This is a genomic window from Paenarthrobacter aromaticivorans, from assembly GCF_019038615.1.
GTDB lineage: Bacteria > Actinomycetota > Actinomycetes > Actinomycetales > Micrococcaceae > Arthrobacter > Arthrobacter aromaticivorans.
Genome location: NZ_JAHOPC010000015.1, coordinates 64067 through 84310, shown reverse-complemented (window position 1 = coordinate 84310; position 20244 = coordinate 64067). Strand labels below are relative to the sequence as shown.

Sequence of the window (20244 nt, the reverse complement as noted above, 5' to 3'; positions counted from 1 at the left end):
CGAGCCTTGGCGGTGAGGTGCCGCATGGCGTTGCGATAGTTAATGATCCGGGTGATCATCTGACACCTCACCGCAGGATTTTGGGCTGCAGGAGGCTGCCAGCTAGACGGGACGCTGTTCATGCCCGTTATATTCGCTGAGGGGGCGGATCAGAGAGTTGGAGGCCAGTTGTTCCATGATGTGTGCGGTCCAGCCTGTGATGCGGCTGGCGACGAAGATTGGGGTGAAGGTGGGGGTGTCGAAGCCCATGAGGTGGTATGTCGGTCCGGCAGGGTAGTCGAGGTTTGGCTTGATGGCTTTTGCCTCATCCATCGCCAGCTCCAGGCCGTTGTACAGGCCCAGTAGTTCATGCCGGCCGTAGTGGGCGATCATCTTGTCCAGCGCGGCCTTCATGGTGGTCACGCGGGAGTCGCCGTGCTTGTAGACGCGGTGTCCGAAGCCCATGACTTTCTTCTTCTGGGCCAGCGCGTCTTCCATCCATGCCCGGGCCCGTACCGCGGCTTCCTCCATGGCTTCTTCGCTGCGGATGCCGATCTCGTCGAAAGTATGCATGACGGCTTCGTTGGCCCCGCCGTGCAGCGGGCCTTTGAGGGCGCCAATGGCAGCGGTAACTGCCGAGTGCAGGTCCGAGAGGGTGGAAGTGACCACACGGGCGCTGAATGTCGAGGCGTTGAAGGAGTGCTCCGCGTAGAGGATCATCGAGACGTTGAACGCCTCAACTACCTCATCCACGGGGTCTTCGCCGAATGTCATCCACAGGAAGTTCGCGGAGTAGTCCAAGTCCTCTCGCGGTTCCACCAAGTCCAAGCCGTGGCGGCGGCGCTGGTCGAAGGCCACCACGGCGGGCATGGCGGCCCACAGGTCGATGGCTTTTTTCATATTGGCCTCGGGGGAGGAATCCCCTGTCAACTCGTGCCGGGCACCGAGAATGGATGCCGCCGTACGGCATACGTCCATGGGGTGCCCATCTTCCGGCAAGGCATCGATGATGAGTCTGAGGGCCGGATCGAGGGCGCGGCCGGCCCGCTCACGGGCGGTGAATTCAGCGAGTTGGGCCTCGTTTGGCAGTTCACCGTTCCACAGGAGGTAGGCGACCTGCTCGAAGCTGCATTTGGCGGCCAGTTCCTGGACCGGGTACCCCCGGTACAGCAGAGAGTTCGTGTCCGGGTTGACCTTCGAGACGGCGGTGTAGTCCACCACGACGCCGGCGAGGCCTTTTTTGATCGTTGTATCAGTCGTGCGAACTCCTTCGTTGCAGTTCTCGTTTATCGTGTGCCGGGGATTTGGAAGTTGAAAATGCCGGAATCGAATTTGTTGTAGGCCTCGTAGTCCACTAGGTCGTAGAGTCGGGTTCTGGTGAGCATTTGAAGCACGCGAACCTCCTGGCTTCCGAGGCTTCTTAGCGTGTCCAAGAACTGTTCAGTGGCGACCATCGCACTGCGCATTAGCGTGACGGGGTAAATGACTATGTTCACTCCGACGTTCTGCAGCTGTTTGGTGGTGAAGAGGTCGTTTTTGCCGAACTCGGTCATGTTGGCCAAGTTGGGCACGTCCACGGTGCCCCGGATGGCACGGAATTCATGGAGGTCACGCATGGCTTCGGGGAGATCGCATCAGCGCCGGCGCCCACGAGGGCCTTCGCCCTGGCGGTTTTGGATTTTAGGCGGATCATCGAAGCCTCTGGGACGATGGAATCGTGATGGTTGCGGCGCGCAAGGCTATAGGTTCCAGCGTTTCGTGCCTGTGGTGAAGCAAGAACTCGTGCCTGTAATGGAGCCCGATCCATGGGGAGGCAGTCATCTCATCGATTTCCAAGCTTAGATGTGAAGGGGACGTCTCTTTCTGAGCCCCTGAGTTGGACGCCCGAGAAGAGGACGCATCTTCGTCACGGCTTGCCGTTGGCGAAAGATCTTGACGTTTGCGCAGGAGCATGGTTTGTCCAGCTTTCGGAGTAGCAGGAATGAAGTGGCTGCGCTGGGGCCTTGTGGTGGTTCCTGTAGGTAGCGCGGAAGAAGAGGATATGGTGTGCAGGCGGAATGCGGCTGCTAGGTGGAGGGGCGGCTGCAGCCGCATCTGCCCAGCTAACTTTGCTGCTAGATAGAGGCCTTAGCCGACTGGCCGGCCACCGGAGCAGGGACGCCAGGTGCGTCCTGTCCATAGAGCCAGTCGCAGTATTGGTAGTTGCCGTCGCCGCGGCTCTTGAACAGCAGGTTCCGCAGCACCCTGCCGAGGCCCGAGACGTGCCAGGACTCGCCCCAGGTGCGGGCGGTGCGCTGGACCTTGGCGGTGCGGGCGGTGCGGGCCTCGTTGAAGGCTTTAAGCGCTTCTCCCCACGCCTCGTTATCAATCCCGTCAGCCTTGAAAACAGTGTCCCGGCTGATGTCCTGCAGTACCGCGGCGTCTTCAAGGGCCTGGCATGCCCCCTGCGCCAGGTACTGCAGCATGGGGTGGGCGGAATCGCCGATGAGCGTCATGCGGCCGTTGACCCAGTTTCCGATGGGGTCCCGGTCGTACATGGGCCAGCGCATGCTCGTTCCAAGGTTCTTCAGTGCGTTGCGCACAGCAGGTACGCAGTCCCGGTAAGCCGCTTCGAGTTCGTCGACTCCGCCGTACTGCTCCTCACCGCGTTCAAAGGATGCGGACTTGAAGACAGCGACCGTGTTCAGCAGTTCGCCCTTCCGAAGCGGGTACTGAACGAGGTGGCAGTCAGGTCCGAGGTACACAATGACGTCTTCCAGGTCCGCTGTTGACGTTTCCGGGGAAATGGGAACCGTCCCGCGGTATGCGACGTAGGCAGATGAGACCGGTCCATCGTTCGCGACGGTTTGGCGCAGCGTGGACTTGAGCCCATCGGCTCCAAGCACGGCATCGGCTTCGAAAACAGCGCCGTCGGCAGCATATGCCCGGGCCCGATTGTCTAGCGTATCTACCCGTTCGATCTTAACGTTGTTCTGCAGGGCAACGCCCAGCTCCTGGCAGGCTTCCAGCAGGATCCGGTGTAGATCACTGCGGTGAATCACTACGTAGGGGGCGCCGTAGCGCTCCTCGAATTCGCCGCCCAGGGTCTGGCGCGTGAGTTCTTCTCCGGTTATCGCATCGCGGAACACCAAGTGCTTCGGCCGAACGCCGATCTCCAGTGCCTTCTCAAGCAAGCCCCAGCGCTTCAGTGTGCGGGTGGCATTGGGTGCCATCTGCAGGCCAGCGCCGACTTCGCCGAATTCAGGGGCCATTTCTACCAAAGTGACGTCGGCTCCGTTTTCCCGGAGCGCCAATGCTCCGGCAAGTCCCGCCATTCCGCCACCGACGACGAGTACATCTGTGGACGATGAGGTTTTAGACAAGATTTACTCCTATTTGGGCTGTGCTTCTGTGTGATAGTGGGCACTAGCATCGTTCGCACCCGGGAATCGCAGCAATACAATTCTGATATGCAGAATCAGCGCATCCAGAAAAAACCGATGTACCCCATTGAGGCAGTAGACAACGCGCTTCGCCTGCTCCAGTTGCTGCGCGATGGTGGAAGCCTTCGGCTCAAGGACGCGGCGGCCGAGCTTAGTGTGGCGCCCTCAACTGCGCACCGGCTGCTCGCAATGCTGGTGTATCGGGGGTTTGCCGTACAGGACGAATCACGAGTGTACTACCCGGGTGCAGCCGTCGGCGCGGGGCCATCGGGGCTTGGCTGGGCACGTCTCCTGCGCACAGTTGCCCAACCTCACTTGGAGCTCTTATCTACAAAGATCAACGAAACAGTTAATCTGATGGTCCGGGTCGGCACCAACGTCCGGTTCCTGAGTACCGTCGAAGGTACCAACGCACTCCGGGTCGGAGACCGTCAGGGGAGCGTCATGCCAGCGTACAAAGCATCCGGTGGCAAGGCCATCCTGGCGGAATTGGATCCGGAGATGGTCAGGAAGCTTTTCGGCAGCGGCACCGCTGAAATCTCGGGGGACAGTATCCCAAGCCAGGACTATCCGGCATTCGCCAGGGAATTGGAGCTTGTCCGCCAGCGGGGCTTTGCTGCCAACTTTGAGGGTACTGAGGAGGGCATCAGCGCGCTAGGGATGGCTCTTCATAATGGTAAGGGTGAAGTAGTGGGCGCATTAAGTGTCGCCACGCCTGTGGCGCGCTTCCGCCCCTTGTTCGATCGGGACCTTGTGCCCATCATGGCTGAGACAAGACGGCAACTAGAGATCGATATAGCTGCCAATCCCGCCTAATCCCGTTCAGAGAAATTTGGCGAACAGATTCTTTTGGGCAGAATATTCTGTGGTCCCGAGGAATGCACGCTTACTGTGGCACTAGCCAGTGAACTTTGCCCTCGAGGAGGCCCCCCGTGTCCATCAGTGCCGAAAACGCTACTCACGAGTCGGTAGCGGCTGCTCACTCTGTTCCGGAGCATACGCCTGAAGAAGCTGTCCAGCTCAAGCAGCTGTATAAGGACTTCGACCGGGAAAACCTGATCCCTTTGTGGACGCAGATCGCAGACCTGATGCCGATGGTCCCGTCCCCTAAGGCGCTGCCGCATGTCTGGCGCTGGAATGATCTCTACCCGCTCGCTGCACGCTCCGGAGACCTGGTTCCGGTTGGCCGGGGCGGGGAGCGCCGGGCGATCGCCCTTGCCAACCCGGGGCTGGGTGGCAAGCCCTATGCGACACCGACGCTGTGGGCAGCCATACAGTACCTCGGCGCTCGGGAAACAGCCCCCGAGCACCGGCACTCACAGAATGCCTTCCGGTTCGTCGTCGAAGGGGAGGGCGTCTGGACGGTCGTGAACGGTGATCCTGTCCGAATGTCCCGCGGCGACTTCCTGCTGACCCCGGGTTGGAATTTCCATGGGCACCACAACGACACCGATGAGCCGATGGCTTGGATCGATGGCTTGGACATTCCTTTCGCGCATTACGCCGATGCCGGGTTCTTCGAGTTCGGCACCGAACGGGTCACCGACGAAGCCACTCCTGACATCTCCCGCTCGGAGCGGCTCTGGGCCCACCCCGGACTGCGCCCGCTGTCCGGCCTGGACATCACCACAAGCTCCCCGATCGCCGCGTACCGCTGGGAATACACCGACCGGGCACTGCGCGAACAATTGCTGCTGGAGGACGAAGGACACCCGGCCACCGTTTCGCAAGGCCACGCCGCGATCCGGTACACCAACCCGACCACGGGCGGCGATGTCATGCCCACCATCCGCGCCGAATTCCACCGTCTCCGAGCCGGCGCTGCCACTGACGCAGTGCACGAAGTCGGCTCCAGTGTCTGGCAGGTCTTCGAAGGGTCCGGTACGGCCGTCCTGAACGGCGAAACCCGGACCCTTGAAAAGGGGGACCTGTTCGTGGTCCCGTCTTGGGCTGCGTGGTCTCTTCAAGCGGACACTGAGTTCGACCTGTTCCGATTCAGCGACGCCCCCATCTTTGAACGTCTGAACTTCAACCGCACCTATGCAGAAGGACGCAAGAACGCATGAGACTACTCACCCTCCGTACTGAAAACGGCACCAAAGCGGTCCGCCAAGACGGCGACACCCTCACCGAAATTCCCGGTTTCGCTGACGTCGGCGAACTTCTCCAAACCGAGAACTGGGAAGCCACGGCGACGGCAGCCGACGGCGAAACGCACGCCCTCGGAAGCGCCGACCTGGCCGCAGTTGTGCCCGCACCGGGAAAAATCATCTGCGTCGGGCACAACTACCGCAACCACATCAAGGAAATGGGCCGGGAAGTCCCGGAATTCCCTACCCTATTCGCGAAGTACCGGGAGTCCCTCATCGGCCCGAACGATGACCTGGCGGTGCCGCAGGAATCGGACACCGTCGACTGGGAAGCCGAGCTCGCCGTCGTGATCGGCAAGAAGGGCCGGCGCATCAGTGAAGCCCACGCCGCGGACCACATTGCCGGCTACGCGGTCCTGAACGACATCAGCATGCGCGACTACCAGTTCCGCACCGTCCAGTGGCTGCAGGGCAAGACCTGGGAGAAGTCCACGCCCTTCGGACCCGCGTTGGTCACGAAGGACGAGTTCACGGTAGGGCCGCTGATGACCTCGGCCGTGGACGGTGAAATCCAGCAGCAGACCCCCACGGGCGACCTCGTGTTCACTCCGGAATTCTTGGTTTCCTACATCTCCACGATCATCACGCTGAACCCCGGCGACGTCATCGCGACAGGGACGCCCGGTGGCGTCGGCCACGCGCAGGACCCTAAGCGGTACCTCCAGGAGGGCCAGGTCTTGGTGACCACCGTCGAGGGCCTGGGCAGGCTTACGAACCGCGTGGTCAAGGAAGCCTGATGGTCGCCCGGCACGACAAGACGACGAACCCGAACCTGCTCGACGGGTTGCTGCAGGCGCGGCGCGGCACTGCGTTCTTTGCACGCAAGCTCAATGAGCTCAACGATGAAGAGCTCGACGACGGTTCGCTGCTGCCGGGCTGGACGCGCCGCCACGTCGTGGCCCACGTCGGATACAACGCCCGGGCCATCGCCCGGCTCATCGAATGGGCCGGCACGGGGGTGGAAACTCCGATGTACGTCTCGGCCGAGGCCCGGAATCACGAGATCGACTTCGGCGCCACGTTGCCGCCGTTTGCCTTGCGGAACCTCTTCGACCATTCGGCGATCCACCTCAGTGTGGAATGGCGTGACCTGGCCGCCGACGCGTGGCACGCCAAGGTGAAGACCGCCCAGGGGCGCGTTGTTGCGGCTGAGGAAACCATTTGGATGCGGACTCGCGAAGTCTGGGTGCATGCCGTCGACCTGGCCAACGGCGCGACGTTCTCAGACATCCCGGTCCCCGTCCTTGAGCGGCTGCTCAAGGACATCACTGGCGTCTGGAAGACCCGGGGGACGGACATAGGGCTGATTGTCAGAGTCACGGGCCGGCAACAGGAACTGGTGTTCGGCGATATCGGAGCGGAGGATCCGGTCACGGTGAGCGGAACGCTCGCCGACGTCGCTTCATGGGCGACGGGACGGGACACAGCGGCTGTCACCGCCGGCCGTGCTGGCACCATAACCCCGGTGGTGTCGGCGCCCGCCTGGATTTGATCCGCGGTTCTACGTCCGGGATTGGAGCGATCGGCTGCTCGAGCTCGACGAACGTCCCGTCAAGGACCAATGAGGGCCGCGACTGCGCGGGCTGGTTGTTCGTGGCGTCAGGACCTGGCGGTACTGGAATGCGGTAAGGCAAATAGGCGCGCTTGCCTCCACCGCCTAGGCGGTGAGGAGAAGTTCCTGGGCAATAGATCCGGTCTCGCCGGCGTTCAGGATACTGATCCGGCACTCGGTCTGGTGCGGATCGATCCGAGCAGGCAGGTGATGGGATCTAGAGCAGGCGCGCAGTTGCGCCAGAGCGTCAGGTTCGACCCAGGCGCCGGTCATGTCGACCTCCAGGGTCAGGCCCCGCATGAGTGAGTTGGCGCGCTTGACCACCACATAAAGAGCCTGAACGCTACGGACGGTGACATGACCCTGGGCCGCGACCCTAGCCCTTGCGCAATCGAGATCCACGCTGACCAGAACCTTGAGCTTTTCATTCATCTAACAACTCCCCCTTTGCCGGCCGCGACGCTGCGGCCTCCAAAAGACTAAGGGTGAAATGTGATCCAGGCAACAAATGCACTGTCATTACATACGCCGCACCAGCGGTTGTTAGCGTGCTCGTCGTGATACCTGAAAACCCCCGCTTCGAGCACTGTCTCGAAGCACGGCGAGCCCATTGAACGTCTGCGTCAGGGTTTTGTTTGCGAATTATCTCGGCGATGCTCGGGCCTCAGGGTCTGGTTCTCTCGACGCTGTGGCTGTGGTTTAACGCTTTCGCCGTCGACGAAGGGATGACTCGTTGCGGGAACAAGTGCCGGCTCTGGGAGCCCGAGCCCGTCACCACTCGTTCCCTTTCGGTGATGGCGGCCCCGACACGGACTCTCGGTAGGTGGGAAAGTCGCTGGGAGCTGAGGCGGAGGTTCCGGCAGCCCCGAAAAGTAAACCCAACGCGGCGAATGATTCGTCGATCAGCTCGAGAAGGTCCGAGGAGTCATCGGCCAGCCATTGCTCGTATGCGGAAAGCGAAATCCCCAAGCACGCCCACGAGAAGGCCTGTGCCACCGGGGACCGACTCACCAAGCCCAGGCGTTCCCCGACGAAGTCTGCGATCACCGCGCGCCACGCCGAGTACCGCATCGTGGAGTGAGCGACCAACTCGGGGGTCTCGAGAACGATCCTCATGCGGTGTCGGTGGTTTGCGTGCTCCTCATCGGGGATCTCGTTGAACTTACGCACGGCATCGCGCACGGCAAGTACCAACGGGCGGCCCGGCACATCATGCAAGTTAGCCCGGAAGTCGACCAGCAGCTCCTCGAAATCGCCCCATGCCACGTCGTTCTTCGACGCGAAGTAGCGGAAAAAGGTCCGCCGTCCAATGCCGGCAGCATGCGCGATGTCCTCGACCGTGACGTTGGAAAAGCCGCGGTCAATGAACAAGCTCAACCCGATTCGTCCGAGTTCTGCCTTCGACGTGGAGCGGGCGCGGCCGCGTCTTGAACCGCGATGAGAAGCTGTGGGCTCGCCCACGACGGGATCGTTCAAGAAGAAACTCTTTTCATTGGCACTGAATGCCATTATTATAGGCGGAGCCGCAACGGTCGTGGCAGGCTGAAAGATCTTCGAAGAAGAGAGTCGCACGATGAACCCCAGCCTGCTATTCCCTCACACGTCGCCCCACGCTGACCGCGCCAAGGCGGCGGAGTTGGAATCGCGCATGGAAGAGGTGCCGATCAGTTCGCGAGCAGTGGGACGGGCCAATGATGCTGAACGGGATTACAGGTCTGGACGACGTCCGTCTGTGGATGTCGGAATGAGCGCGATCTCGGTGTCTAATCAGGGCGGGAACAAACCTCGACTCCGCGTGGGTGGCGATTGGGATGATCCGTGCCATCGTCGACGAGGTCGACGAAAGCATCGAAGTGCTGCTCGATGGGGGATCCGACGCGGCAATGATGTCGCGAAAACTCTCGTATTGGGCGCGAAGGCTGTGCTGATTCGCGCTTGTCTCTGGGGCCTCACAGCGAAAGGTCGGGCAGGAGTCGAAACGTGCTCGACATTCTCCGTTCAGGTTTGGACTCGGCGACTCTCGGCCCGACCTTCTACCGTTGCAGGATCTGCGCCGCGAAGACTTATGGATACCCGAGGCGCATGTCGGCTGGGCGTGCCGGCCGACGAGAACCTCGCCGTTCGCTGATCCCTCCACGACAATCGCACCCGAGTAAACGACATTGCGCATCGACGCCGACGAAAGGAACGAACGGCTATGGCCGATCTGTCTGAATACCATACGAAGCTTCTCAACCCCGACTTCTATACATCGCTCGCGTACAGAGACGCCTTCAAACAGCTCCGGGACGAAGATCCCGTGCACTGGGTGGAGGACTCGGACTATGGGAAGGATTACTGGACAGTCACGCGCTACGACGACGTCAAGGATTACCTAGAGTCACCGGACAAATTCAGCTCGCGCTGGGACACCCGTGTCCCTCGCTCGCCGAAACGTCGGACGCCGGAGGAGCGCCATGCCCAGGGGATCGATATCGAGATATCCCGCAGCGACAACCCCTGGCACGACGTTTACCGCCGCCCCATGAACAAACACTTCTCCGTGCCGGCGGTCGCCAGGCTGGGCCACGACATCGACGCGATCGTCGATGAGATCATCGACGACGTGGCAGAGCGAGGCGAAGCGGACCTCGTCGAGGACATCGCGGGCAGGCTGCCCATCCTGGTCGTGCTGCGCATGCTGGGCGTGCCCGAGGAGGACTGGGACCTCATTACTCTCGCCTCCTGGCAGTGGTTCGCCTCCGCCGACCCGCGCTACATCATCGACGGCGACGAGATGAAGACCCACCTCCATGGCTTAAACACCGTCATGACCTACTGCGCGGCCTTGGCCGCGAATCGGCGGAAGAACCCGCAGGATGACTTCGCGACCGTGATCGCTAACATGGAGGTGGATGGAGACCCGCTCTCGCCTCACGAGATGAAGACGTGGTTCGCGACGATCATCGCCGGCGGCCTGGAGACTACACGCAATTCCGCCTCGGTCGGCACCTGGCTCTTCCTTAACAACCCGGATCAGCGGCGATTGCTGCTGGAGAATCCACGATCTGCCAAGGGCGCGGTAGAAGAGGTGTTCCGCTGGTCGACTCCTGCCAAGAACCGGCTTCGCATCGCGAACTACGATTTCGAATGGCATGACAAGAAGATAAGAACTGGCGACTGGGTCGTGGCGTGGCTGGCATCGGCGAACATGGACGAGCGGCAGTTCGAGGATCCAAATCGCTTCGACATCACCCGATCGCCGAACGAGCACCTTGCACTGGGCACAGGCGTGCACATGTGCTTGGGTCGTAACCTCGCCCGGCTGGAGCTGGGGACATTCTTTCCGAAGCTGCTCTCAACCTTCCCCGACCTCGAAGTCGTCGAAAACGAGAACCCCAGCTGGATCGCGGACCGCAGCGTGACGGGCTTTACCGAGATGAAGGTGCGTTTCACCCCTGTAGCCCGAGGAACGAGTCGACGCGGCCTTTCGTGATCATCGCTTATGGCAGGCGGATGGAGCCTGCCCGCTGGTAACCCTTGTGATCGGCCCAGGCGCTCCTCGAGCTTGAGGTGGTGGCCCACACGAAGGTTGTCGAGGAGCGGCCTACCGGCGGTGATCTTGGCCGGTTAGTCGGAATAGTAGGCCGCGGTTAAAAGGCTCTGTCGGTATGGGTAGGGCCGGGCATGTCCAGGACCGCGCGCTCGGTGATGGCCATCTGTCGGTCGGACACAGCGCGCTGAACGCTCCTCCGTCTTACTCGATAATCGTGGGGATCGCCAGGTCGGCGCCGGCGTCCAGATGGGAGTTCGCGCGCTACATCTGGTTGTTGTAGGAAAAGCTGTCGCCGCCTGTCCGGGTGTCGATCACGAGGTCGAGGTTGACGCGCGCACCCACTGCGATCGAGACGCGGTCGACCGCTTCCTCGATCGACACCAGTTCGAGCTTGGGCAGTACTGCGCACTACCTGGGTACGGTTTGATCTTCGAGGTGGAGCTCCGCTTTCTCGGCCGATCGAACGGTGCGATAGATGTTCCGGGTTCCTCCGAAACGCGTGTCGACGCGTTCGAGATCATAGGAAACTCGATCGTGTTGGTGATGCGCTCCGTCTGCTGAAAAAGCTCATGCATCGTCCTCTAACCTATTCCGGGACGACCTAGGTGGCCGGCTTCCACCGAGAAGCCGATTCCTCGCCGGTCGCATCGTAGAAGCGGATGCGCCCGGCGAACGCCAGGATCCCGCTTTGGCGAAGGTTCAGCACGTTGTACCGATGCGAACGTAGCCGGCTTTCTCAGACCTTTTCCGAATCACGTCCGTCGCGCGGGACGGGGCCACAGCGACGACGGAGCCGATGTTGTCGTAGACGGCTTCCCGGTGAACGTGTCGTAGAAGGCTGACTCTAACGATCCCTAGGTTCCTTCGGTCACGAAACCGAATCACGATCTCACTCGGGTCATGGCTGCTTGCTTCCGCACTCGACATCGTTGCGAATTGGCAACGCCATGCTCCGCAGTGGTTGCGCCGCCATCGCGGTCAGCGTAGCGGTTGCCCATGCGGCTTCCGTCGACTAGAGTTTGATCTGTTATGCAGAGCACTGTTCTGCAAGTTGATATATGCCACTGGTGCTCATGGACGGGTGCGCCCCGCCGCTCGGTGTCGAGTCGGTCCCGCACCTCCACACGTATAGGAGACTTCATGGATGTTTACGAGGCATTCGCCATCGAACTGCGCAAGGCCGGTGTCGAGAAGGCCTTCGGGCTCATGGGTGAGGAGATCGCCAACTTCATCGCGCTCCTTGAGGAGCACTCCATCACGTACTACAGCGGTCGCCACGAGCAGGGATCGGTCGGCATGGCGGACGGCTATGCGCGGGCGACCGGGCGCCTCGGCGTGGCGATCCTCAGCCGAGGGCCCGGAATCACGAACGGCATCACGGCGGTGAAGACCGCCGCGATGGCGCGGACGCCGATGATAGTCCTCGCTCCAGTGAGCGCGATCGGGTTGAAGAACCCCGGGATTGCCATCGCTGCCGCGAAGGCGCCGAAGCACCTCGACAACGAGGCTATCGCCGCGGCCGCCGGCATTGTCAGCGTGACACTCCGGTCACCCGCGACGGCGGTCGCCGACTTCCGCGCCATCATCGCCCGTGCCAGCGAGGGTATGACGATCATGGTCAACCTTCCGCCCGATGTGTTGAACGAAACCGCGGGGTCCGACGATGCGCAGGTCGTGCTTCCGGTGAGGCCGCCGGCGGGCGCCCCCGTTCCCGCTTCGGTGTCGGAGGCCGCCGACCTGATCGAGGCGCAGGGCGCCTCGGGCCGAGTCGTGATCCTCGCGGGTCGTGGTGCCGTTTTGGCTGGCGCTCGATCGGAGTTGGAGCGCCTCGGTGCGCTCACAGGAGCATTGCTGGGGAACTCCCTAATGGCCCGTGGCTACTTCGCCGGCGACCCGCACAACATCGGCACCATCGGCGGATTCTCCACCCCGGTTGCGAGACGGTTGCTTCGCTCCGCCGACACGATCCTCGTCTTCGGGGCTACGCTGAACAACTTCACCACCTACGTCGGCGAACTGTTCCCCGACGCCAAAGTCATCCAATTCGATGTCGACGCAGCCGCTTTCGGGCGGTATAACGCCGTGGACGTGTCCGTGCTCGGGGATGCCGGCCTCGCGGCCAGCGCACTGGCGGACGAGTTGGACCGCCGCGGCCACCACGTCGCGGGGTTCCGCGACAACGGCGTTGTCGCTGAAATCGCCGCGCTCGATCTCAGCGACACCTTCGACGATCAAAGCAGTGAGGGCGCCCTCGACCCGCGGTCAATCTGGCTGCAGCTGGATCGCATCCTCCCGCGCGAGCGTACCGCGGTCGTCGACGCCGGTCACCACATGGCTTTTGAAGCACAGTACCTCCAGGCGCCTGGCATTGGTTCTTGGATCTGGCCGCTCCAGTTCTCTGCGGTCGGCACGGGACTCGGTGTTGCCATCGGCGTCGCACTCGGGAAGCCCGAACAGCTCACTGTCGTCGGTATCGGCGACGGCGGCCTGATGATGCACTTAGCGGAGATCGACACCGCGGCTCGGTATGGCGCACGTCTGCTCGTCGTCGTCATCAACGACGCGGCCTATGGGGCCGAGGTGCAATTCATGCAGATCGACGGGATTCCCGATCGGCTTGCGCGGTACGACGACCGCTCGTTCGAGGAAATAGCCCGCGCTCTGGGCGCCGAGGCGGCGACGGTGCGTTCACTCGACCAGATACCGGCGCTCGCAAATCAACTGCAGAACCTGAACGGCCCCCTCGTGATCGACTTCAAGGTCAGCGACGAGGTTCGCGGCCACATCATTGACGAATGGGCTAAGTTCGCCGCCCCCCAAGCGGCAGCACTGGACCGATGAACAAGACCGACCGCAGAGCTCACCGGCGAGCATTCCCAGGAAAGGACCGGACACCATGAACCGCATCGCAATAGTGGGTGGGGGGATCGGCGGTTTGACGGCCGCTTCCCTCCTGGCCGGCGAAGGCTTCCAAGTCGACGTCTACGAGCAGGCTTCGAAGATCGCCCCCGTCGGGGCTGGGCTGGGTCTGTTCCCAAATGCCATGCGAGTCCTCACCAAGATGGGGCTTCGGGAAAAGATCGAGCTTCGCGCCGTGAGGCAATCACTTGAAGTCTTCCGGCGATTCGACGATGGCAGAGTGATCCGATCCGCTCGTGAGGAGCGACTCGAGCAGGACTTCGGTTCCCCCCGGTTTACGATCCATCGGGCTGACCTCCTTGACGCCCTAATCTCGGCGCTTCCCGCTGGAGCCCTTCATCTCGGTGAGCGGCTCCAGACCCTCACTCAGGACGACGACGGCGTCGATCTTCAATTCGTCAGCGGACGACGCGTGCGAGCTGACGTGGTGCTGGGAGCCGACGGCATCACCTCAACGGTCGCTCGGCTGCTCAATATCGGCACTCGACCGCATTCGTCCGGCTACGCGGTGAATCGCACAGTGATTCCTCGGGAACGAGTCGCTCATCTCGATCTGGGACCGGAGGATGCGACGACCATGTGGCTGGGACCGCACCGCCACTTCTCCCACTACTGGGTCTCGTCGGGCCGAGCGCTCAACGTCATGGCGACGGTGCATTCGCCGCTCGACTTGGAGGAGGCCTGGACCGTTGCAGCTGACCCTCTCGAGGTGAGGGAGGCATACAAAGACTGGCATCCGCAGGTTCGCGGCATTCTCGAAGCGGCGGAGAGCTTCTCCCTGTTTGGCCTCTTCCACCGGTACGCCAGCGAACGGTGGAACGTCGGACGAGTGGCACTACTGGGCGACGCTGCTCATCCGATGGTGCCCTTTTTCGGGCAGGGTGCTGCGATGGCGATGGAAGATGCCGAGGCTCTCCGGGCCTTGCTGACGGGTGCGCCAGGGTTAGACATCTCGCGTCGGCTCGATGTGTACTCGGCAACTCGATTCGAGCGCGCTCGTCGCTGCCAGAACATCGCGACCGATCACGCCCGGGAATGGGAGCTGCCCGATGGTCCTGAACAAAGTGCCCGTGATGCCCGCCTCGCCGGCACGACGGACGGCGCTGCTTCAGACGATGAATCAGGCAGCTATTTCTCGCCCAGTCAGTGGCTCTACGGCTACGACCCCGCAGAAGCCGTGCTGCAGGCACTTGAGACTGAAGGAGCGAAGCGATGACAGATCACCGCGTAGCCCAGCGTGGACTTTCGGCCCCAGTGTCTCCTCAATATAACGGCGCCACTTTCGAGACAGACGTCGTTATCGTGGGTGCCGGGGGAGCGGGTTTGACGACCGCCTTGTTCTCACGCTGGCAGGGCGATGAAGTGGCTGTCCTTGAGAAGGCGCCCGCTGTAGGCGGGACCGCCGCGAAATCAGGATTCGGCATTTGGATCCCGAACAACCGGTATCTGCGTGAGCAAGGGATCGTGGACTCCCGCGAGGACTACCTCCGCTTCGTCGCGCGCGTGTCCCGACCCGAACGCTACGAGCCAGATAGCCCAACATTCGGACTCGACGCGTGGGAGTTCGAGATGGTCGCAGCCGTTTACGAAACGGCGTCGCCGGCATTGGATCTGCTGACCGAGAAGGCGGGAGTCCAGTTCGAAGTTCACCGAACCCTGAGCCCCGAGTACTACGGTCACCTCGACGAGTCCGTCGTGGAGTGGGGAAGGTCTCTCTCACCGGTCGGTTCGGCCGGACTGGCCGGAGGGGGAGGAAGGGTAATCGTCGACCAATTAGTCGACGTCGCTTTGGACGCCGGCATCCAGATCGCGACTGATCGCCGGGTGCAGCGTGTCATCGTGAGGGACGGCGAGGTCATTGGTGTTGAGGCGACGGACTCGCACAACCACCTGTACCGTATCCACGCTCGCAAGGCCGTGGTCTTCGCCTCGGGCGGCTTCTCCCGGAATCCTGCCCTGCGCTCCGCGTTCCTTCCCGTTCCGTCGTTCTCCGGGTGCGCGGCGCCCACCAACGAGGGTGACTTCGTCCGGATCGCAGCGCACCTGGGTGCAGAGCTGCGCAACATGAACAGCATGTGGGCATGTCCCGTACCGCTGGAGAAGGTACTGACGAGCCCCGACGAGGTCGTCGGAATGTTCCAGCTCCCTGGCGACTCGATGATCCTCGTCAACAAGCACGGGCGGCGAGCGACGAATGAGAAACTTCCATACAACGAGCTCGCGCAAGCGTTCTACGGCTGGGATCCGATGGCGGTCGAATACCCAAATCTCGTCCTCATCCAGATCTGGGACGAGCGATCGCAGCGGCACAGTTCCGGTGTGAAGGGAGGCCTCATCGTCGGTCCCGGCGAGGACGACGCACACGTCATCGTCGGCGAATCCCTCGAAGCGCTCACCGACGAGATCGCGGCGCGTTTGGAGCGCCATGCAGGAGCGACCGGCGGATTCCGCCTCGGCGAGGATTTCCTGCCAAATTTGATTCGGACCGTTTCACGTTTCAACGACCTGGCCGAAAAGGGGCAGGACGACGACTTCGGCCGGGGGAGCGCAGCCATCCAGCGTGCTCTCAATGGGCCGGTGCGTGAGGAGCAGGGTCGCACTAACCCGACTATGTGGCCGATCAGCGGGCAGGGTCCGTATTACGCAGCGCTGGTCACTGCCGGTTCTCTGGACACCAAAGGGGGTCCGCGGACCAACACGGAGGGCCAAGTGCTGGATGATTCCGGAGAGCCCATCCCCGGGTTGTACGGCGTCGGCAATTGCGTCGCGTCTGCCTCAGGCCGGGGTTACTGGGGCGCGGGCGCCACGCTAGGCCCGATCATCGCCTTTTCGTATCGCGCTGCGCAGGCTGCTCACCGCGAGCGATCGCGCTCCGCGTTCGAGCAGAGCGCGGGGAAAGTGTCGTGAGCGCCATGGCTAACCAGCGGCCGAATGTGCCACTTACCCTCGCGATTAACGACTCCGACCAGGTCCGCGACCTCGTGTCGGGTCGTGTCGCAGTCGACGGTGTGGACCTGACGTGCCTGCTGTACCCCGTCGAAGAAATATTCTTCCGCTTCACGAAATTTCGTGAGTGGGAGGTATCAGAGATGTCCTTAGGCAAGTTCACGGCTTTGAGGTCACGGGGAGATACCTCGATCATCGGTCTGCCTGTCTTCCCGTCGCGCTCGTTCCGTCACTCAGGGATCTTCGTTCGTGCAGACGGACCTGTTGACGACCCGGCGGCGCTCGCCGGAGCCCGCATCGGCATACCGGAGTGGACCGTGACCGCCACTGTCTACCAGCGCGGGCTGCTCGAGCACGAGTATGGCATTCCCCTTCACGAGGTCTCGTGGGTGCAGGCTGGTATCAACAGTCCGGGGCGGGTCGAGACCCTTCCGGTCGGCTTGCCGCTTGGGGTCGAGATCGATCAGCGTCCCGATGCTACACTCAATGATCTCTTGCTCGCGGGCGAGATCGACGCGATGCTCGTTCCACACCCACCGCGTTCGTTCGAGGACCGATCCGGCGAGATCGTGCAGCTGTTTAGTGAGCCGCGGCGCGTAGAGAGGGAGTACTTCCAACGAACGGGCGTCTTCCCTATCATGCATCTGATCGTGCTGCGCGCAGACGCCTTCGCCGCGCATCCGTGGATCGCCATGAATTTCCTCAAGGCATTTGGTGAGGCGAAGGACCGCAGTTTGAGTCGCTTGCGCGATGCCACCGCGCCGCACTTTCCCTTGCCCTGGGGGCCGGAACGCGCGAAAGAGGACGAGCAGATTTTTGGCGCCGACCTTTGGCCATACGGCATTGAGGCAAACCGCACCACGCTGGAAACTTTCCTCGGCTTCGCCTTGGAGCAAGGACTCCTGGAGCGCGAACTCGCAGTCGACGACCTCTTCCCCGACGAGGTTCGCGAGGCATTCCGCATCTGACAGTCAGAGACGAATCCGTAGATAGTCGCGCCCAAACGAATTGGTTGAACCACCCGCGTGCGGGCACTCGTCGTTGTCTCGCGCAGGCATTCGATGATCATGCCGGCGGCCGGCGCGCGACGGTCTGAAGTTGCGGTTCTTCTGGAGGTCGTTGATAGGTGTTTTTGTCCTGATAGTGCGGACCCTCTTGACTCCCCGGGGCTACAGGAATAATACGCCAATCCCAGCCCTCGATCGACCGCGGATGTCGCTACCCGCTCCGGTGACGACAGACCCGCGTCGCCAGTGTCGCTCGATGTGCACGTCCGCCCCCTGCCCGGCGTTTCATGAGATAAGTGAGGGCATGTTAAAAGGCGGAAGGATGCTCTGAGCTGGGTAAATAGTGGGTATCGAGTCCGCTATTTCACTAGGCGAAGGAGCACCCTTCCGCTGGGTGTCCGCAGCACTGCCCTCGAACGCGACCGTCCACCCATTTTTCGAACGCACGGTGATGAACCCAGAATTGCCCAGTTATGGCTTCGAGGCCCCCGGGAAGCACGGGCCAGGAACATGCCGTCGGAACGCACAAGGGCGGATACGGGTTCGCCTCGTTCATCGCCAGCGTGGACTACGGCACGGCCACGGCACCGGGGAAAGTCCTAGCTTGCCTGCTGCGCTCCGACATGCCGGGGGGCGAACAGCACCGATGAACACATCCGCGTTTTCAGCACCGCCATGTCCCAGCTTCCCGAGGCGTTCTTCTCTGTCGGGAGGCTGGAGGGGCGAAGAATCCTGGTCCGCGCCGACAGCGCCGGCGCATCCCGGAAATTCCTGCATTTACCTACACTCCGTGGACGTCAGTTCTCCGTCTCTCCTACCCTGTCCAGGCGGGCTAAGCCCACATTTGGGCTGGCTCAGTGTCAAACAGTACTGTCAGCCTGCCCGGGACCACGAGAGGCCCATGTTCCGTCACCACTGTAGCGGCGATGCCGTTTCCAGATCGTCTGCCGCGGATCAAACTCGGCGGGCACATCGCGCCAGGCAATCCCGCACCGATGCCGGCAAGCAATGCCCTCCACAACCCGTCGATCGTCCCCGGAGCGGACGACCCCGACTACCGGCAGAGGACGACAGCAACGGCTGAATACAGGCCCGGGGCCGGGCATCCAGAAATGGGTAGTACTAGCGCGGTGCGCTGGTCAGGAACGCGGTGATGCGGTGCCCGTCGATATCGTGCAGGGATTGTTTCGCGCCGCGGTGAAGAGGCTCTGCCAGCAGGTAGATGGTCGGTGCCCGGCGGGTAGTCCGTCAGGAGGATCAATTCGCTAGCGTGGATGACCCCCCATCGGTACAGTCGGTAGATCCTGGCCGGGCTGCTGTTGTCGGCCGCGGTGACGTGGATTGGTCCATGTCTGTTGACTCGCGCCCACCAGCATCGCACCAATCTTCCCTGCACGACAGGGGACACACTGTCGAATCACATGAATCTGTTTGAGCAGCCATGCCATTGGGCCGTTCCCGCGGCCGACTGAGTACCAAGATCCATGCCCTAGTTGATGGCACAGGCCAGCCATTGGTGCTGATGGTTCCCCGGGCAGGGCCCGAGACGCGCCAATGTTCACCCACCTCATGAATCATTTGAGAATCAACCGAACCGGTCCGGGCAGGCAACGAACCCGCCCGAACCGTGTGTGCGGTAACAAAGCTTACTCTTCCAAGGCGATCCGGACCCACCTGCGGGACCGAGGCATCGTAGCGGTCATCCCGCAACCGTCCGATCAGATCGGTCATCGGACACGACGCGGTTCCACCGGCGACAGACCGCCAGCCTTCGGCAAAGAGGAATACAAGGGCCGGAACGTCGTCGAACGAAACTTCACACCTTCAAACAGTGGCGGGCCCTGGCAGCGCGCTACGACAAACTCGCTGACCTACGTCGGCGGAGCCGTTCTCCGGTCAATCAGCATCTGGCTGGCAGCTTTAGGAGACGCGCTAGCTCAGAGGAAGTTCGCTCCACCGTCCGCAACTAGCGATTGTCCGGTTATCGCCTCAGAATCGTCTGATGCGAGGAACAGCGTGATGCCGACGATGTCTTTCGAGGTGAGTCTTCGTCCGATGGACTGCGAAGCGATGATCCGGCTGGCCTGGTCTCCGGAGACACTGCCGCGCGGGATACCCGTCTCTACCGAACCGGGCAGAATGGAATTGACCGTGACGCCGAAGGGGCCCAGTTCACGGGCTAGGCCACGGGTGATCCCGAGAACGCCCGCCTTCGATGCGACATAGTGCAGATAATGTGGGCGACCGAACAGCACGGTCGCTGACGACATGTTGATGATGCGGCCGGTGCCTTGTCTGCGCATCGTCTCGGCAACGGCCCGACAACAATTGAACACGCCCGTGAGATTGACATCGATCACCTTGGTCCACTCCTCGGAAGGGATCTCATCGAAGGGACGCATCTCGATAGTAGAGAAGATTGCAGCATTGTTGACCAGCACATCGATGCGCCCGAATTCCGCGATCGAAGCGGCTACCAGGTTCTCGACGCTGGCCGCGTTGCCGACGTCGACCTGAACGGCAAGCGACGCCATCCCGCCGGCCTTAAGGTCGTCTGCAACCCTCCGCGCACTGGCGACATCGAGATCAGCGATGACTGTCTTGGCGCCCGCAGCAGCGAACTGTTCGGCCAGTGTCCTCCCGATGCCCTGTGCACTTCCAGTGACGATTGCGACTTTACCACTCAACGTTCCGCGCTCCGGAATTATGGTCTGGGTAACAGAACTCATATATA

At 62.0% G+C, this 20244-nt stretch carries 17 protein-coding genes and 2 pseudogenes; 11 read left to right on the top strand and 8 right to left on the bottom strand.

Features of this window, described 5'->3' with window-relative positions; all coding sequences use genetic code 11:
- Window positions 1-102: 102 nt before the first annotated feature.
- The 3 genes and pseudogenes from KSW38_RS19890 to KSW38_RS19880 form a co-directional block, all read right to left on the bottom strand.
- Complete coding sequence (locus tag KSW38_RS19890) at window positions 103-1269, bottom strand: bifunctional 2-methylcitrate synthase/citrate synthase (RefSeq protein WP_308169454.1); 1167 nt, start codon at window positions 1267-1269, stop codon at window positions 103-105.
- Window positions 1266-1645: pseudogene (locus tag KSW38_RS19885) on the bottom strand (beta/alpha barrel domain-containing protein); the annotation flags it as partial. The gene KSW38_RS19890 and the pseudogene KSW38_RS19885, both read right to left, overlap by 4 nt.
- 448 nt (window positions 1646-2093) lie before the next feature.
- Window positions 2094-3293, bottom strand: coding sequence for an FAD-dependent monooxygenase (locus KSW38_RS19880; protein WP_428982412.1), 1200 nt, complete (start codon window positions 3291-3293; stop codon window positions 2094-2096).
- A gap of 135 nt (window positions 3294-3428) precedes the next feature.
- On the opposite strand from KSW38_RS19880, the gene KSW38_RS19875 reads away from it, so the two are divergent.
- The 4 genes from KSW38_RS19875 (at window position 3429) to KSW38_RS19860 (ending at window position 7043) form a co-directional block, all read left to right on the top strand.
- Window positions 3429-4217, top strand: a complete 789-nt coding sequence (locus KSW38_RS19875) for an IclR family transcriptional regulator (RefSeq protein ID WP_216926678.1) — start codon at window positions 3429-3431, stop codon at window positions 4215-4217.
- Between the two features lie 116 nt (window positions 4218-4333).
- Window positions 4334-5467, top strand: a complete 1134-nt coding sequence (locus KSW38_RS19870; protein WP_216926677.1) for a cupin domain-containing protein — start codon at window positions 4334-4336, stop codon at window positions 5465-5467.
- Complete coding sequence (locus KSW38_RS19865) at window positions 5464-6288, top strand: fumarylacetoacetate hydrolase family protein (protein ID WP_216926676.1); 825 nt, start codon at window positions 5464-5466, stop codon at window positions 6286-6288. Before KSW38_RS19870 ends, KSW38_RS19865 begins: the two co-directional genes overlap by 4 nt.
- Complete coding sequence (locus KSW38_RS19860; RefSeq protein WP_216926675.1) at window positions 6288-7043, top strand: maleylpyruvate isomerase family mycothiol-dependent enzyme; 756 nt, start codon at window positions 6288-6290, stop codon at window positions 7041-7043. The genes KSW38_RS19865 and KSW38_RS19860 overlap by 1 nt, the downstream gene beginning before the upstream one ends.
- 165 nt (window positions 7044-7208) lie before the next feature.
- On the opposite strand, the gene KSW38_RS19855 is transcribed toward KSW38_RS19860, so the two are convergent.
- Together KSW38_RS19855 and mftR are read right to left on the bottom strand one after the other, a co-directional pair.
- Window positions 7209-7535 (bottom strand): hypothetical protein, encoded by a 327-nt coding sequence (locus KSW38_RS19855; RefSeq protein ID WP_216926674.1) that lies wholly within the window; start codon window positions 7533-7535, stop codon window positions 7209-7211.
- A gap of 339 nt (window positions 7536-7874) precedes the next feature.
- The gene (gene mftR, locus KSW38_RS19850) at window positions 7875-8579 is read right to left on the bottom strand and encodes a mycofactocin system transcriptional regulator MftR (protein ID WP_216926673.1); all 705 of its coding nucleotides are present in this window, start codon (window positions 8577-8579) and stop codon (window positions 7875-7877) included.
- Between the two features lie 97 nt (window positions 8580-8676).
- Here mftR and KSW38_RS23895 point away from each other — a divergent pair, with 97 nt between their 5' ends.
- From KSW38_RS23895 to KSW38_RS19815, 7 genes are all read left to right on the top strand, one after another.
- A complete protein-coding gene (locus tag KSW38_RS23895; protein WP_428982409.1) occupies window positions 8677-9231 on the top strand; it encodes an alpha-hydroxy-acid oxidizing protein in 555 nt (184 codons plus the stop codon).
- 69 nt (window positions 9232-9300) lie between these two features.
- Entirely contained in the window at window positions 9301-10578 is a 1278-nt protein-coding gene (locus KSW38_RS19840; protein WP_216926671.1) for a cytochrome P450, read from the top strand.
- A gap of 1200 nt (window positions 10579-11778) precedes the next feature.
- The gene (locus KSW38_RS19835; RefSeq protein WP_216926670.1) at window positions 11779-13479 is read left to right on the top strand and encodes a thiamine pyrophosphate-binding protein; all 1701 of its coding nucleotides are present in this window, start codon (window positions 11779-11781) and stop codon (window positions 13477-13479) included.
- 55 nt (window positions 13480-13534) lie between these two features.
- Window positions 13535-14773 carry an FAD-dependent monooxygenase gene (locus tag KSW38_RS19830; protein WP_216926669.1) on the top strand — a complete coding sequence of 413 codons (1239 nt, stop codon included), beginning with the start codon at window positions 13535-13537 and terminating at the stop codon, window positions 14771-14773.
- Window positions 14770-16464: an FAD-dependent oxidoreductase gene (locus KSW38_RS19825; RefSeq protein WP_216926668.1), complete on the top strand. Its 1695-nt coding sequence runs from the start codon at window positions 14770-14772 to the stop codon at window positions 16462-16464. The genes KSW38_RS19830 and KSW38_RS19825 overlap by 4 nt, the downstream gene beginning before the upstream one ends.
- Complete coding sequence (locus tag KSW38_RS19820; protein ID WP_216926667.1) at window positions 16461-17471, top strand: substrate-binding domain-containing protein; 1011 nt, start codon at window positions 16461-16463, stop codon at window positions 17469-17471. The genes KSW38_RS19825 and KSW38_RS19820 overlap by 4 nt, the downstream gene beginning before the upstream one ends.
- 512 nt (window positions 17472-17983) lie before the next feature.
- Window positions 17984-18160, top strand: a complete 177-nt coding sequence (locus KSW38_RS19815; RefSeq protein ID WP_216926666.1) for a hypothetical protein — start codon at window positions 17984-17986, stop codon at window positions 18158-18160.
- 210 nt (window positions 18161-18370) lie between these two features.
- On the opposite strand, the gene KSW38_RS23890 is transcribed toward KSW38_RS19815, so the two are convergent.
- The 3 genes and pseudogenes from KSW38_RS23890 to KSW38_RS19795 form a co-directional block, all read right to left on the bottom strand.
- On the bottom strand, window positions 18371-18616 hold the full coding sequence (locus KSW38_RS23890; protein WP_216926665.1) for a transposase: 246 nt from the start codon (window positions 18614-18616) through the stop codon (window positions 18371-18373).
- Window positions 18617-18635: 19 nt separating this feature from the next.
- Window positions 18636-18789, bottom strand: a pseudogene (locus KSW38_RS19805) (IS1380 family transposase); the annotation flags it as partial.
- 658 nt (window positions 18790-19447) lie between these two features.
- Window positions 19448-20239 (bottom strand): SDR family NAD(P)-dependent oxidoreductase, encoded by a 792-nt coding sequence (locus KSW38_RS19795; protein WP_216926664.1) that lies wholly within the window; start codon window positions 20237-20239, stop codon window positions 19448-19450.
- Window positions 20240-20244 lie beyond the last annotated feature (5 nt).

What these genes read in the sequence shown, in the direction of transcription:
- KSW38_RS19835 (WP_216926670.1), top strand. Translation starts at nt 11,779, where the DNA reads ATGGATGTTTACGAGGCATTCGCCATCGAACTGCGCAAGGCCGGTGTC.
- KSW38_RS19830 (WP_216926669.1), top strand. Translation starts at nt 13,535, where the DNA reads ATGAACCGCATCGCAATAGTGGGTGGGGGGATCGGCGGTTTGACGGCC.
- KSW38_RS19840 (WP_216926671.1), top strand. Translation starts at nt 9,301, where the DNA reads ATGGCCGATCTGTCTGAATACCATACGAAGCTTCTCAACCCCGACTTC.
- KSW38_RS19860 (WP_216926675.1), top strand. Translation starts at nt 6,288, where the DNA reads ATGGTCGCCCGGCACGACAAGACGACGAACCCGAACCTGCTCGACGGG.
- KSW38_RS19825 (WP_216926668.1), top strand. Translation starts at nt 14,770, where the DNA reads ATGACAGATCACCGCGTAGCCCAGCGTGGACTTTCGGCCCCAGTGTCT.
- KSW38_RS23895 (WP_428982409.1), top strand. Translation starts at nt 8,677, where the DNA reads ATGAACCCCAGCCTGCTATTCCCTCACACGTCGCCCCACGCTGACCGC.
- KSW38_RS19815 (WP_216926666.1), top strand. Translation starts at nt 17,984, where the DNA reads ATGGCTTCGAGGCCCCCGGGAAGCACGGGCCAGGAACATGCCGTCGGA.
- KSW38_RS23890 (WP_216926665.1), bottom strand. Translation starts at nt 18,616, where the DNA reads ATGCCCGGCCCCGGGCCTGTATTCAGCCGTTGCTGTCGTCCTCTGCCG.
- KSW38_RS19865 (WP_216926676.1), top strand. Translation starts at nt 5,464, where the DNA reads ATGAGACTACTCACCCTCCGTACTGAAAACGGCACCAAAGCGGTCCGC.
- KSW38_RS19875 (WP_216926678.1), top strand. Translation starts at nt 3,429, where the DNA reads ATGCAGAATCAGCGCATCCAGAAAAAACCGATGTACCCCATTGAGGCA.
- KSW38_RS19855 (WP_216926674.1), bottom strand. Translation starts at nt 7,535, where the DNA reads ATGAATGAAAAGCTCAAGGTTCTGGTCAGCGTGGATCTCGATTGCGCA.
- KSW38_RS19795 (WP_216926664.1), bottom strand. Translation starts at nt 20,239, where the DNA reads ATGAGTTCTGTTACCCAGACCATAATTCCGGAGCGCGGAACGTTGAGT.
- KSW38_RS19880 (WP_428982412.1), bottom strand. Translation starts at nt 3,293, where the DNA reads ATGGCGGGACTTGCCGGAGCATTGGCGCTCCGGGAAAACGGAGCCGAC.